The organism is Morganella morganii, assembly GCF_041099235.1.
GTDB lineage: Bacteria > Pseudomonadota > Gammaproteobacteria > Enterobacterales > Enterobacteriaceae > Morganella > Morganella morganii_E.
The window spans coordinates 256368-271098 of sequence record NZ_JBFZSO010000001.1; the positions used below are offsets into that span (position 1 = coordinate 256368).

Annotated in this window: 12 protein-coding genes and 1 tRNA gene; 4 read left to right on the plus strand and 9 right to left on the minus strand. The window is 52.1% G+C overall.

Translation table 11 applies throughout. The annotated features are described in order from the left end of the window. Nucleotides 1–103 precede the first annotated feature (103 nt). From AB7038_RS01280 to AB7038_RS01290, 3 genes are all read left to right on the plus strand, one after another. A tRNA-Val gene (locus AB7038_RS01280) sits at nucleotides 104–180 on the plus strand. 388 nt (nucleotides 181–568) lie between these two features. Then, entirely contained in the window at nucleotides 569–1981 is a 1413-nt protein-coding gene (gene pykF, locus AB7038_RS01285; RefSeq protein WP_072868378.1) for a pyruvate kinase PykF, read from the plus strand. Nucleotides 1982–2306: 325 nt separating this feature from the next. Beyond that, nucleotides 2307–2543: a major outer membrane lipoprotein gene (locus tag AB7038_RS01290; protein ID WP_004239093.1), complete on the plus strand. Its 237-nt coding sequence runs from the start codon at nucleotides 2307–2309 to the stop codon at nucleotides 2541–2543. Between the two features lie 140 nt (nucleotides 2544–2683). Here AB7038_RS01290 and AB7038_RS01295 read toward each other — a convergent pair whose 3' ends face one another. The 9 genes from AB7038_RS01295 to ydiJ form a co-directional block, all read right to left on the minus strand. Continuing rightward, nucleotides 2684–3766: a L,D-transpeptidase family protein gene (locus AB7038_RS01295; protein ID WP_369452627.1), complete on the minus strand. Its 1083-nt coding sequence runs from the start codon at nucleotides 3764–3766 to the stop codon at nucleotides 2684–2686. A 98-nt stretch (nucleotides 3767–3864) separates the two neighbouring features. Further along, on the minus strand, nucleotides 3865–4284 hold the full coding sequence (sufE, locus tag AB7038_RS01300) for a cysteine desulfuration protein SufE (protein ID WP_368889224.1): 420 nt from the start codon (nucleotides 4282–4284) through the stop codon (nucleotides 3865–3867). A gap of 8 nt (nucleotides 4285–4292) precedes the next feature. Beyond that, the gene (sufS, locus tag AB7038_RS01305; RefSeq protein ID WP_369452628.1) at nucleotides 4293–5531 is read right to left on the minus strand and encodes a cysteine desulfurase SufS; all 1239 of its coding nucleotides are present in this window, start codon (nucleotides 5529–5531) and stop codon (nucleotides 4293–4295) included. After that, nucleotides 5531–6835 carry a Fe-S cluster assembly protein SufD gene (sufD, locus tag AB7038_RS01310; RefSeq protein WP_369452629.1) on the minus strand — a complete coding sequence of 435 codons (1305 nt, stop codon included), beginning with the start codon at nucleotides 6833–6835 and terminating at the stop codon, nucleotides 5531–5533. Before sufD ends, sufS begins: the two co-directional genes overlap by 1 nt. Next, entirely contained in the window at nucleotides 6810–7556 is a 747-nt protein-coding gene (gene sufC / locus AB7038_RS01315; protein WP_004235432.1) for a Fe-S cluster assembly ATPase SufC, read from the minus strand. Before sufC ends, sufD begins: the two co-directional genes overlap by 26 nt. A 51-nt stretch (nucleotides 7557–7607) precedes the next feature. Continuing rightward, complete coding sequence (sufB, locus tag AB7038_RS01320) at nucleotides 7608–9092, minus strand: Fe-S cluster assembly protein SufB (protein ID WP_369452630.1); 1485 nt, start codon at nucleotides 9090–9092, stop codon at nucleotides 7608–7610. A gap of 15 nt (nucleotides 9093–9107) precedes the next feature. Beyond that, complete coding sequence (sufA, locus tag AB7038_RS01325; RefSeq protein WP_368889219.1) at nucleotides 9108–9488, minus strand: Fe-S cluster assembly scaffold SufA; 381 nt, start codon at nucleotides 9486–9488, stop codon at nucleotides 9108–9110. 338 nt (nucleotides 9489–9826) lie between these two features. Next, complete coding sequence (locus AB7038_RS01330; protein WP_369452631.1) at nucleotides 9827–10252, minus strand: hotdog fold thioesterase; 426 nt, start codon at nucleotides 10250–10252, stop codon at nucleotides 9827–9829. Nucleotides 10253–10286: 34 nt separating this feature from the next. Then, nucleotides 10287–13355: a D-2-hydroxyglutarate dehydrogenase YdiJ gene (gene ydiJ / locus AB7038_RS01335; protein WP_369452632.1), complete on the minus strand. Its 3069-nt coding sequence runs from the start codon at nucleotides 13353–13355 to the stop codon at nucleotides 10287–10289. A gap of 209 nt (nucleotides 13356–13564) precedes the next feature. Here ydiJ and ydiK point away from each other — a divergent pair, with 209 nt between their 5' ends. Continuing rightward, entirely contained in the window at nucleotides 13565–14680 is a 1116-nt protein-coding gene (ydiK, locus tag AB7038_RS01340) for an AI-2E family transporter YdiK (protein ID WP_072868395.1), read from the plus strand. Nucleotides 14681–14731: the final 51 nt, after the last annotated feature.

Here is a 14731-nt window from a genome sequence, read left to right on the forward strand (position 1 = left end):
TCCATAGCTCAGTTGGTTAGAGCACCACCTTGACATGGTGGGGGTCGGTGGTTCGAGTCCACTTGGACGCACCATTTACTTCGCAAAGCAATTTTCACACAGTGCGTCCATAGCTCAGTTGGTTAGAGCACCACCTTGACATGGTGGGGGTCGGTGGTTCGAGTCCACTTGGACGCACCATTTCTCAGCAGTTTCGTTTTACCTCCCTTTTCAATTCATCCGGTTTTCAGTCAGTTACCCTCTTCTGTTTTCATGGTACTTCTGCGTATTAATACGGCTGATTTCTTGCGTTACCGCAAGAATGTTAATTTATTTCTGATTTTATGATTCAAATCACACTAATAACCCTCTATAATGCCTGCATAGTTGTTGAATGGATTCAGCTTGCTGATTTACAAGCACTGAAACAGAGAGGCGTGATAAAAAACACGCTATACTGAATCTGTTTTTTTACAAAAACGACTAATTTTAATAACCGGGGATCCCGACAATTGCCTATTCTTACTCATGCGGTGTGAATACAGGCAGTTGTTCACTATTTACTCTCAATAACTGTAGATGGGCTGTCATGAAAAAGACCAAAATTGTTTGTACTATCGGACCTAAAACCGAATCAGAAGAGAAACTCGAAGCACTGTTAGATGCCGGCATGAATGTTATGCGTCTGAACTTCTCCCACGGCAATTACGAAGAACATGGTCAGCGCATCAAAAATCTGCGTGCTGTCTGTGCGCGTACCGGTAAGAAAGCAGCCATTTTGCTGGATACCAAAGGCCCTGAAATCCGTACCATCAAACTGGAAGGCGGCAATGATGTCGCACTGGTGGCGGGTCAAACCTTTACCTTTACCACGGATAAATCTGTCATCGGTAACAATGAGCGTGTTGCCGTCACTTATGCGGGCTTCGCTCAGGATCTGAAACCGGGCAATATCGTTCTGGTCGATGACGGCCTGATCGGCATGCGTGTCAAAGAGACCACCGCAACAGAGGTTATCTGTGAAGTTCTGAATAACGGTGACCTCGGCGAAAACAAAGGGGTTAACCTGCCGAATGTGTCTATCGGCCTCCCGGCCCTGGCAGAGAAAGACAAACAGGATCTGATTTTCGGTTGCGAGCAGAATGTTGACTTCGTTGCCGCTTCCTTTATCCGTAAACGTTCCGATGTGGACGAAATCCGCGCTCACCTCAAAGCCAACGGCGGCGAACATATCCAGATCATCTCCAAGATTGAAAACCAGGAAGGGATGAATAACTTCGACGAAATCCTCGAAGCCTCTGACGGTATCATGGTTGCCCGTGGTGACCTGGGTGTGGAAATTCCGGTTGAAGAAGTGATTTTCGCGCAGAAACTGATGATCGAAAAATGTAATACCGCCCGTAAAGTGGTCATTACTGCAACTCAGATGCTTGACTCCATGATCAAAAACCCGCGCCCTACCCGTGCGGAAGCCGGTGACGTTGCCAACGCCATCCTCGATGGTACCGATGCGGTTATGCTGTCCGGTGAAAGTGCGAAAGGGAAATATCCGGTTGAAGCTGTCAGCATTATGGCGACTATCTGTGAGCGCACTGACCGCGTGATGCACAGCCGTCTCGGCGATTTACAGGCCGGTAAAAAACTGCGTGTGACTGAAGCAGTCTGCCGTGGTGCGGTTGAAATGTCAGAAAACCTGGATGCCCCGCTGATTGTGGTGGCAACCGCCGGTGGTAAATCCGCGAAATCTGTCCGCAAATACTTCCCGAAAGCCCCGATTCTGGCCCTGACCACCAACGAAACCACTGCCCGTCAGTTACTGCTGGTGAAAGGCGTGACCACCAAACTGGTCAGCGAAATCTTATCAACTGATGATTTCTACCGTATCGGCCGTGAAGCGGCGCTGGAAAGCGGTCTGGCCACCAACGGTGAAATCGTGGTGATGGTCTCCGGTGCATTAGTGCCAAGCGGCACCACCAATACCTCATCCGTACAATTACTGTAATATTTTTCAGCATTATCTGAATTAATGAGAGCACCCGCTGCACGGGTGCTTTTTTTATTCTAAACTGTAGAGGAATATGAAATGAAGCAACGGGCCGCAGAATAATTGTCGCTTTCTGAATACGGGATGATACTGCGCTGTCTTATCAGACCCCGCATCAGATTATTTGGTTGAGAATTACGCAATTGCCGTTTTTTTTTGATTTATTTTGCGGTTTCAGGAAAATAATCTTTGTAAACGCTGAATTTCTATTCTCTTTCCTTATTGAAATGTGTAATATCATTACTGCTACTTGGTGATTAACTTTAATCTAGAGGGTATTAAAATGGGTCGTTCTAAGATTGTATTAGGTGCTGTAGTTTTAGCTTCTGCATTATTAGCAGGTTGTTCTTCTAACGCTAAATTTGACCAACTGGACAACGACGTTAAGACGCTGAATGCCAAAGTTGATCAACTGAGCAACGACGTTAACGCAATCCGCGCTGATGTTCAGCAGGCTAAAGACGAAGCAGCACGCGCTAACCAGCGCTTAGACAACCAGGTTCGTTCTTACAAAAAATAATTTGTAATCACGATCTGAAGAACAGGTGGCGTAGCATAAATTATGTTACGCCATTTTTTTATGCCTGAGATTTATGCCGGGGATAAAAAAACCGCCTCACAACGGAAGCGGTTTTCATCTGTCACAGCGTAAGAGCGATATTACTCCGCAGTGTTTTCCTCACGGACAATCGGACCCGGCTGGGTTAACTGACCCGGTGCAAAATCGGCCGGTTTCAGGTTCAGTGCTTTCACTTCCGCTTCTTCGTCCATTTCCACCGGTGCAAAGTTGGTTTTCTCTGCCGGTACCGCTTCCTGCTTATACTGTGCATCACGGCTGACATTGACCGGCATACCGGAGCGGCGTGCAATCGCCTGCTCAACGATAGCACTGTTGGTGTCCGGAGACTGAATAAAGCTTGTCAGCCCGGCTGAACGCGCAATCGGCATAGTCTGCGGATCGTCATTCTTATTACGGGACAGCGGCTGATGCACTTCCACATAACGCTGACCATCCGGTTCAATGGCATATTTCACCGGCTCATTCACGATCTGAACCCGGGTACCTTTCGGAATGGTTTTAAACAGCGCTTCGATATCATGCGGACGCAGACGGATACAACCGGAGCTGACACGCATACCGATACCAAAGTCCGCATTGGTGCCGTGGATCAGGTATTCACCGCGACCGTGCGCCAGACGCAGAGCAAACAGCCCCATCGGGTTTTCCGGACCGGCCGGGATAACGGCAGGTAAGGTGATCCCCTGAGCCGCATAGGCTTTGCGGATATTTGTGGTTGGTGTCCAGGTCGGATCTTTGATCAGCTGGGAAACTGAGGTGGTCATGACCGGGGTATCACGCCCCAGCTGACCGATACCAATCGGATAGACCCGCACGGTATTGGTGCCCTGCGGGTAATAGAACAGACGCAGTTCCGCCAGGTTAATCACAATACCCTGATGCGGAGTGTCCGGCAGGATCAGTTGTGACGGGATAATCAGTTCGCTGCCGGGTTTCGGCAGATACGGATCCGTCCCCGGGTTAGCTTCCAGCATCGCCAGCAGGCCGATACCGTATTCGGCGGCAATCGCTTCCAGTGAGCGTCCGTCATCCGGCACAACATAGGTGACGTTTTCACCGATGACCCGGCCCTTATCCGCAGGGAGTTGATATTCGGTTGCCCGGGCTGTTAACGCAGTAACCGCTAACAACAGCCCGCCCAGCAACGGGAGAATTCGTTTCATTCCAGATCCTCAGCTGATGGTATAAAAAAATACGTGGCCGCTTTCCGGCCACGCCAGGTAATATATTATTAGCAGAGTAAGTAAAAGGGAACGATGTTTTATCTCATTTGCTGCGTGTTTTGTATGATTGTTCTGACCATGGCGTTCAGTCCCTGAGTACGGGACGGGGTCAGATGGACAGAAAGCGCCAGTTCCGAGAAGATTTGCGCGATATCCAGATCATGGATTTCCGCCGGCGTTTTTCCCTGATACAGCGCGATAACCAGGGCCACCAGGCCTTTGACAATCGCGGCATCGCTGTCACCGGCGAACCAGACCCGCCCTTCCTCATCCTGCTGCAGGATGATCCAAACCTGACTCTGGCAACCCGATATTTTATACTGCGGCTGCCGCTGCTCCTCAGTCAGCACCGGTAATTTCTCTCCCAGCTCAATCAGATACAGATAACGCTCCTCCCAGTCATGGCAACGGGAAAAATTGCGCAGTAATTTTGCCTGATCCGGCAGCGTAATTTTCATCAGGATCCTTAACCCAGCAGTTTTGCGGTACGTTTCAGTGCGTCCGTCAGTATATCAATATCAGCTTCCGTGGTGTAGAGCGCCAGTGAGGCACGGCACATGGCACTGACACCATAGTGCGCCAGCAGCGGCTGTGCACAATGATGGCCGGTGCGGACAGCCACGCCGTAGCGATCCAGAAAGGCACCGGTATCAAAAGCATGGTGCGCTCCGAGGTTAAAGGCGATCACCCCTTCCCGCTGTGCATTGCCGTATAAAACAATACCGGGCACCTCTGCCAGCCGGGTCAGTGCATACTGCATGAGTGTGTGCTCATACGCGGCAATCTCCGCCATCCCGATGTTATTCAGGTAATCCAGCGCAGCTCCCAGGCCGATAATGCCCTGGATATTGGGTGTTCCCGCCTCAAAACGCCACGGCACATCCGCATAGGTAATGCCGTTTGTCAGGCTGACCTCTGCGATCATCGCACCGCCGCCTTCGCGGGGCGGCATGTTATCCAGCAGAGATTTGCGTCCCCACAAAATACCGATGCCGGTCGGCCCGTACAGCTTATGGCCGGAGAATGCATAGAAATCACAATCCAGCGCCTGCACATCCACCGGCTGATGCATTGCGCCCTGGGCACCGTCCACCAGCACCGCCAGTTCCCCTCCGGCGGCACGGCTCAGTTCACGCGCCTGTGCAATAATCGCTTTCACCGGGTTCACGGTGCCGAGCACATTAGAAAGATGGGTAAAGCTCAGCAGACGGGTGCGGCTATCGATCAGCGCCGGCAGTTTGCTCAGCACCAGGGTGCCGTCATCCGCCATCGGCAATACACGGATTTCAATCCCCGCACTCTCTGCCAGCATATACCAGGGCACAATATTGGCGTGATGTTCCATCTCCGTGATAACGATATTGTCACCATCGTTACAGAACGCGCGGCCAAAACTGTCCGCCACCAGATTGATAGCCTCCGTGGTGCCTTTGACAAAGATAATCTCTTCCGTCTGCGGCGCGTTAATAAACGCCGCCGCTTTCTGCCGCACCGCTTCCGTAGCCGCTGTTGCCTCTGCGCTTAATGTGTGAATGCCGCGGTGAACCGCGGCGTAATGGTGAGCCGTAAAATCACTCACCGCATCAATCACCTGCTGCGGTTTCTGGGCGCTGGCAGCACTGTCGAGGTAGACCAGGGGTTTGCCGTTCACCTCCCCGGCCAGCACCGGGAAGTCAGCCCGCCGCTGTTGTGCTGAATAACTCATTACTGTTTATCCCCCTGATCCAGCGACTGACGGATACGCGCCATCACCACGTTATTCAGGACTTCATCGCTGATCGCATCCGTCAGTTCTGCAGCAAACGCAAGGATGATCATCTGCTTCGCGGCTTTTTCCGCGATCCCGCGTGTGCGCAGATAAAACAACTGCTCCTCATCGATCCGTCCGACCGTCGCACCGTGGCTGCATTTAACATCATCGGCATAAATTTCCAGTTGTGGTTTGGTATCGATTTCCGCTTTCCGTCCCAGCAACAGGTTATTGTTGGTCATCTGGCCGTCTGTTTTCAGTGCATGCGGTGCCACTTTGATCATGCCGTTAAATACCGCACGGCTGTTATCCATCACGATAGTTTTATGACGCTGGCGGCTTTCACAATACCCTTTGTTATGTTCCAGGTACGTGCGGGTATCAGCGATTTCGCCGTGTTTCGGCAATACCAGGCTGTTCATGGCCAGCACAATACCTTCGCCGTTAAGCTGTGTGCTGGTGTGATGCCGGGTCAGTTTACCGCCGAACAGGAAACTGGTGCTTTCCACACGGGCGTGTGCTGAGATAACCAGGTCATTATGGGCAAAATGATACGCCTGCGGATTTTCAAACCCCAGTTTCAGATGGCGGAAGTCACTGTTTTCACCAATAGCGGCAGTCATCCGGGCACCGGTGAAATGCGCTGATTGCTCATCCGGACTGATAAAGTGCTCAATCACCGATACAGCCGCGTTCGCGCCGATATCGAGGTGATAACGGCTGTGACGCATATTCAGTGCATCATTATGTGCCGTTGAAATATTGACGATATACAGGGGTTTTTCCGCCTGCGCACCCGCTTTCACACGGATCATCAGCGGTGACTGCGCCAGGCTTTCTGTCAGATGCAGGAAAATCTCACCGTTAACCGGCTCAGGAAATTCGCGGTGACTGTCAGCGACTGACAATTCAAACACCCCCAAATCCGTATCACTCCACTGCGGGGCAAACACGCCATCCACCAGCACCACCCGGCAGGCATTCAGCGAGGTCAGCACCGCGTCCGGTAACGCATTCAGTGTGCCGGTCTGCTGCTGATAATCCGCCGTCAGCAGCGTATCCAGTGAGGTATAGTGCCAATCCTCCTGATGAAACACCGGGAAGCCGGTTTTTTGTGCCTGCTGCCAGTGCTGCGCCGCGTGTCCGGAGAGCGGATGCTGCGCGATAAGCTGCTCTATCCGGCCCATGGCAGCCAGGTTGCGCTCACTGACCTCACGGCGTTTCAGCGCACGTTCACTGTTGGTCAATAAGCCAGCCATATCCCTGCTCCTCCAGTTTTTTCGCCAGTGAGAAATCACCGGATTTGATAATTTTGCCCTGATACAGCACATGAACAAAGTCAGGCTTCACATAATCCAGGATGCGCTGATAGTGAGTGACAATAATAAAGGCACGCTCCGGGCTGCGCAGCTGATTCACGCCGTTAGCCACGGTTTTCAGGGCATCGATATCCAGTCCGGAATCCGTTTCATCGAGAATGCAGAGTGACGGCTCAAGGGCAGCCATCTGCAGGATATCGTTACGCTTTTTCTCACCGCCGGAGAACCCGACGTTCACCGCACGTGTCAGAAGATCCTGCGGCATATTCAGCAGCTCAATTTTATCTTCGATAAAATCAGCGAAATCAAAGCGGTCCAGCGCCTCTTCACCACGATATTCGCGCACTGCATTGACTGCGGTTTGCAGGAAGAACTGGTTACTTACCCCGGGAATTTCCACCGGGTACTGAAAGGCGAGGAAAATGCCTTCACCGGCACGATCTTCCGGTGCCAGCTCCAGCAGGTCTTTACCTTTAAAAGTGACGGATCCGCTGTCAATTTCATACTCTTCCCGGCCGGCCAGTGTGGCAGACAGGGTACTTTTACCGGAGCCGTTCGGCCCCATAATGGCGTGGATTTCCCCCGGTTTCACGTCCAGTGATAACCCTTTGAGGATTTCGTTACCTTCCACGCTGACATGTAAATCTTTTACGCTTAACATAATGTACTACTCCGTCCCGCCGGTTATCCCGCAGGCGCTGATTCTGATGGATTAACCGACACTGTGTTCCAGGCTTATCGCCAGCAGTTTCTGTGCTTCCACGGCAAATTCCAGCGGCAGCTCAGAGAACACGTCTTTACAAAAACCGTTTACAATCATTGAGATGGCGTCATCTTCGCTGATCCCGCGCTGTAAGCAGTAAAACAGCTGGTCTTCACCGATACGCGAAGTGGTGGCCTCATGCTCCAGTTGCGCACTGTTATTCATCACTTCCACATACGGGAAAGTGTGCGCGCCGCACTCTGTGCCGATAAGCATCGAGTCACACTGGGTAAAGTTACGGGCGTTTTCCGCGCCCGGCAGTATCTTCACCAGTCCCCGGTAGCTGTTCTGGCTTTTCCCGGCGGAAATCCCTTTCGAGATAATGGTAGATTTGGTATTGCGGCCGATGTGGATCATCTTGGTACCGGTATCCGCCTGCTGTGTGCCGTTGGTCAGGGCAACAGAGAAGAATTCACCGACAGAGTTATCCCCTTTGAGGATCACACTCGGGTATTTCCAGGTGATAGCTGAGCCGGTTTCAGACTGTGTCCACGACATTTTGGCGTTTTCGCCCTCACACAGTGCCCGCTTGGTGACAAAGTTGAGGATCCCGCCTTCGCTGTCACCGCCGGAGAACCAGTTCTGAACAGTGGAATACTTCACTTCCGCATCTTTATGGATGATCACTTCCACAACCGCCGCATGCAGCTGATAAGTATCACGCACCGGTGCGGAGCAGCCTTCAATATAGCTGACGTAACTGCCTTCATCCGCAATCAGAATGGTGCGTTCAAACTGGCCGGTTTTGGCCGCGTTAATGCGGAAATAGGTGGATAACTCCATCGGGCAGCGCACCCCTTTCGGGACATAGACAAAGGTGCCGTCAGAGGCAACCGCCGAGTTAAGCGCGGCAAAAAAGTTATCGTGATTGGATACCACGGTACCGAGGTATTTCTGCACCAGTTCCGGATAGTCGTGAATCGCTTCCCCGAATGAGCAGAAAATCACACCGTGTTTTTTCAGCTCATCACGGTAAGTGGTTGAGACGGATACGGAGTCAAAAATCGCATCGACTGCCACCGCCTGCCCTTCGCGGACCGGTACGCCGAGTTTTTCAAAGGCTTCTTCCACCTCACTGGTCAGGAAATTGCCTGCCGGGCTTTGCACCGCCCCCGGCTGTGAGCCGCAGGTATCATCACACGAGCCGCATGACGGCGCGGAGTAATAGCTGTAATCCTGATAATCCAGCTGCGGATACTTCGCCTTCAGCCAGTGCGGCTCTTCCATCCCCAGCCAGTGCTGAAAAGCCTCCAGCCGGAAATTGAGCATCCACTCCGGTTCATTTCGTTTGGCGGAAATGGCGCGGATCACATTTTCATTGATCCCTTTCGCCAGTTCGTCCGTGGCGACGTTCGTGAAGAAGCCCTCTTTATAGCGCCCGTCATTCAGCCAGGTCTGAACGTCTTCACCAATCTCTGCATTGCTCTGAGACATAATATGGCTTCGCTCTTAAACCCCGAAGCTTTCACCACACCCGCAGGCATGCTGAGCTTTCGGATTATTGAATTTAAATATCTGATTCAGCCCTTCACGGACAAAATCCACTTCGGTGCCGTCGATAAACGGCATGGCTTTGCGCGGAACATACAGCCGGGCGCCGTCGCGCTCAAACAGCATATCCTCTGCCTCTGCCTGAGTAATCATTTCAAAAACGTAACCAAACCCGGCACAACCGGATTGTTTGACACTCAGGCAAAGCCCGATACTGTCCGGGGTGTTCTTCATCAGTGTCACAATCTGTTTTGCAGCGGCCGCTGTCAGTGTGATACCTGTCCAGTCATTATCATTCAGTGAAAAGGTTTCCACCGGGTTGGTGCTGTGTGTTGTCATTATTGACCTCATAAAATTCGACGGGAGCTCTCCGTAAACATCATGTTAATGATAATATTTCTCACTTCAACCACTTGCTTTGAAAGGATATTCCGATTATTGATTAAATAATAGACAACCATGTCAGGCAGGCGTTATCATTTTTGAGCGGAAAATGAATTAATCTTTTGTTTATAAAAGAGATTATTTATCAATGATAAATGCTTATTACCGTACCGGGTAGTACAGTATCAATGGCACAAAAGGATCATTATAAATACGACTTTTGCAGAGAAGTGCCGGTACACGGAAATTCCGGGCGGAATTCACGCAATACCGGCTGATATGTTGCTCAGATGTTAGTTTTTTGACCCGCGCAGAATTGCAGTGGTCAGACGTGAAATACAGCATAACCGCTGCTGTTCATCAAAAATCTCAATAGACCAGACCTGCTGGTTACGCCCCAGATGTACCGCCTTACAATAACCGGTGACAACACCACTGCGCACCGCACGCACATGGTTGGCGTTAATCTCAACACCGACCACGGTTTCATCCCCTTCACTGCACAGATAACCGGCCACTGAGCCGAGACTTTCCGCCAGTACCACCGATGCCCCGCCGTGAAGCAGCCCGTGCGGCTGTTTGGTCCGGTCATCAACCGGCATTGAGGCAATCAGTTGTTCCGGCTCCACCGCCGTAAACAGAATGCCCAGATGACTGAGCATATTGCCTTCCGAGATGCGATTCAGTTCTGCCGGTGTTGCAGGTCGTTTCCATATCATTAATAAGCTCTCCGCGTCGTGTTTTATCCCGCTGTCAGGATACCAGTGTCAGCAGCGCCTGCAACGGGTGCAGCATCACGTTACCTTCCATCCGCTTTACCTGGCTGCGGCAGGAGTACCCGGTGGTCAGGCAGCGCTCTGACGGCAGCGACTGGTACGGCTGTGCCCAGGAAAGCTGATAAATCCCTTTCGAACGCGCCAGGTTCGGCATCTCATGGCCGTAAGTCCCCGCCATACCACAGCAGCCGGTGCTGACCGATTGCAATGTTGCGCCAAAACGGCGGAACAGATTCTGCCAGATTTTCACACTGTCCGGCAGCGCAGTCGCCTCGGTACAGTGACTGAACAGATACCAGGGGGGAGTATCCTCACGGACATCTTTCACCGGTAATAAATCCGTATATTCCGTCAGAAATTCATGGACTAACATCACGCGAAACTGCTGTTTCTCCGGTGGCAGAACGGTTTTGTATTCATCACGGTAACAGAGCACCAGCGCCGGATCGACACCCGCCATCGGGCAACCGAGCCGCGCCACCCGGTTGAGGAAATCCGCTGTTTTGTTTGCCGTGCGGGCAAACCGGGAAAGAAAACCTTTAATATGCTGCGCTTTTCCGTTCGGGCTGAACGGCAGCAGCACCGGCTGAAAACCAAGCTTTTTCGCCAGCGCGGCAAAATCAGCCACCACTTTTGCGTCAAAATAGCTGGTGAACGGATCCTGAACGATAAAGAGATAACGTCCGGCCCGGCGCTGTTCCTCACTCATGCTTTCCAGCATTTCCAGTGTGACAGAAACGGCGTTACTGCCTGCCAGCTGTTGTTTCAGTGACGGTGACGACAGCAGCGGTAAATCGGTCATACCCACTGTTTTTTCACTGAGTTTCTGCACCCACGGCTGTTTCAGGAAAAAGTTAAACACCTTTGGTGCTTTCGCCATCAGCGGCGCGCCGGTTTCCACATTGGCCACCAGATGGTCACGCATCGGGCGCAGATAGCGCCCGTGATACAGTGCCAGAAAACGGGCACGGAATTCCGGCACATCAATTTTTATCGGGCATTGTGTGGAGCAGGCTTTGCAGGCCAGACAACCGGACATCGATTCCTTCACTTCATGGGAGAAATCATATTCCCCGCGGGATGCCCGCCACGTATTGCCGATTTTTTCAATCAGTCCGCGCAGAGAAATCCGGCTCTGCGGTACAGCCTGTGATAACAGCGCCGGGTCCGTGCCCTGCTCTGCCAGCAGCCGCAGCCACTCTCTCACCAGTCCGGCACGGCCTTTCGGTGAATGAAAGCGCGATTGCGTCACTTTCATTGATGGGCACATCGGACTTTTGACATCAAAATTAAAACACAGGCCGTTGCCGTTACAGTTCATCGCACCGGAAAAGGTATTTCTGACCTCAACGGGGATCGTTCTGTCATAGGTGCCGCGCTTAATAGCATCCACCTGCATCATTGGTGCGTCACTGGTTAACGGCGCACAGATTTTGCCGGGATTAAGCCGGTTTTCCGGGTCAAATGCCCCTTTTATCCGGCGCAGTTCGCGATACAGCGTGTCACCGAAAAAAGCCTCACTGTACTGCGCCCGGAACCCTTTACCGTGCTCACCCCACAGCAGCCCGCCGTATTTGGCGGTCAGCGCAACGATATCATCGGAAATCCGCTTCATCAGTATTTCCTGTTCCGGAGAGCACATATCCAGCGCCGGACGCACGTGCAGAACACCCGCATCCACATGGCCGAACATGCCGTATTCCAGATGATGGCTGTCCAGCAGCGCGCGGAACTCAGTGATGTAATCCGCCAGATGTTCCGGCGGCACACAGGTATCTTCCACAAACGGGATCGGTTTTGCCGCCCCTTTACTGTTACCGAGCAAGCCTACCGCTTTTTTGCGCATTGCATAAATACGCTCAATACCACTCAGTTCACGGCAGACCTGATAGCCAATCACACCCGCTTCATTATTTGCCATTAATGAATCCAGGCGTTCACACAGCGACGCAACCTGTCCGTCGATAAGCGCTTCATCATCACCACAAAATTCAACGATATTTAATCCCAGCAGGGTTTTATCCGGCACATCCGTGATCAGTTCACTGACGGAATGCCAGACGATATCTTCCCGCGCCAGATTCAGCACTTTTGAATCCACGGTTTCCACTGACAGCGCCTGAGCCGCCACCATAAACGGCGCATTGCGCAGCGCAGAGTCAAATGCATCATATTTGACATTCACCAGGCGGCGCACTTCAGGGAGCGGCGTGATGTTGAGTTTTGCCTCAGTGATCACCGCCAGTGTGCCTTCCGAGCCGGTCAGGATGCGGGTCAGGTCAAAGGTCTGCATATCATCACTGAAGACATGGCGCAGATCATAGCCGGTCAGAAAGCGGTTGAGCTTCGGAAAGCTGTCCAGAATGGTCTGCCGGTGAGTTTCGCAGCTTTCCAGTGTGGTTCGGTAAAGTTCTCCCGCAGTACTTTCCTCCTGCGCACAGCGCCGGGCCTCACTGACCGGCAGCGGCGCGGTATCCAGCAGATCACCGTTAAGCAGTACCGAACGCAGTCCCAGCACATGATCAGAGGTTTTGCCGTACACCAGTGAGCCCTGGCCGGAAGCATCAGTATTAATCATTCCGCCGAGGGTCGCCCGGTTGGAGGTGGATAACTCCGGTGCGAAAAAATAGCCATAAGGTTTCAGATACGCATTGAGCTGATCTTTAATCACGCCCGCTTCCGCCCGCACCCAGCCCTGCTCAGGGTTAATTTCAAGAATGCGGTTCATATAGCGGGATAAATCGATCACCACCCCGTTATTCAGCGACTGACCATTAGTGCCCGTACCGCCGCCGCGCGGGGTAAAGGTAACAGATCGGAATTCATCCTGTGCGGCAAGGCGCATCACCAGAATCACATCAGCGGTCGAACGCGGGAAAACGATTGCCTGCGGCAGAAGCTGATAAATACTGTTGTCGGTCGCGAGTGTCAGCCGGTCGCCATAGCGGGTGGTGGTATCGCCGGTAAATCCGCTTTCATTGAGGGCGTGAATATAACGTTCAACCGCCGGGCTTACCTGTGGGGATTGCGTTAATCGTGGGATCATTATCTGCGGCTCTTTTATCATAAATGGTCACATTGCAAATCTGACAATATAATTATGTGGTTAACTCTTCATTCTGATGCATGATTCATGCGAGAATATTCACCTTAACACACAATGTATTCATTTTGCGCCTGCAATAAAATAACGCAATATTTGCGCTCCTTTATCGGGAACAACCAGTTAATTCATTTACAAAGGGAAACTTATCCGTGGAAAAATCGCAACCGGGTTATGATTTACCTAAACTAATATTCGCCGTCGGAGCGATATCAATTCTCATTGTCATTAGTTTTTGGGTATTAAGTCCGTTTCTTCCCGGCTTTGTCTGGGCGGGTATGATAGTCATTGCCACCTGGCCGGTTTATACCGCTATCCGCCGCCGTGTCCGCAACAGCCGCTGGATAGCCGCATCCATTATGGTCATGCTGATTATTCTGTTGTTTGTCTTTCCGCTGGCATTGCTTATCAACAGTATCGTCGAAAACAGTGAGCCTCTGATGCGCTGGGTCAAATCCCCGGGGCAACTGACACTGCCGGAGCTCTACTGGCTTGACTCAATCCCGGTTATCGGGCCGAAACTGTTTGCCAGCTGGACAACCCTGGTCGCCAGCGGCGGCAACGCGATGATGGCCAAAATCCAGCCTTATCTCGGACAGGGCGCGGCCTGGTTCCTGACTCAGTTACTGAGCGCCGGTAAATTCCTGTTCCATCTGGCGATTATGCTGCTGTTCAGTGCGCTGCTCTATCTCCAGGGCGAAGAAGCGATGCGCGGCTTCCGTCACTTTGCTCTGCGTCTCGCCGGCATGCGCGGTGATGCCGCCGTACTGCTGGCAGCGATGTCTGTACGCGCCGTGGCACTGGGTGTGGTGGTCACCGCACTGACACAGGCAATTATCGGCGGCCTGGGGCTGGGGCTGGCCGGTGTGCCGTTTGCCGCTATCCTGACGGTGCTTATTTTTATCTGCTGTGTGGCACAACTCGGCCCGCTGCTGATTATGATCCCGTCCATCATTTATCTGTTCTGGACCGGAGATACCACCTGGGCTGTCGTCATGATTGTCTGGGCCGGTATTGTTGCCACCATGGATGGCGTACTGCGCCCGTACCTCATCAAAATGGGGGCGGATTTACCGATGGTACTGATTCTGACCGGTGTTATCGGCGGGATGTTATCGCTCGGAATGATCGGGCTCTTTATCGGCCCTGTCGTGCTGGCGGTATCCTACACACTGCTGAAGGCGTGGATGAATGATGTGCCGAAGCCGTCAGATGACCTGACCGAGGTTCGCGCTTATATGGAAGAACAACTCTCAGAAAAAGAATAAGTTTTTAATCAGAGGTGCAGAAATGCACCTCTGATATATTTAATTAATTAT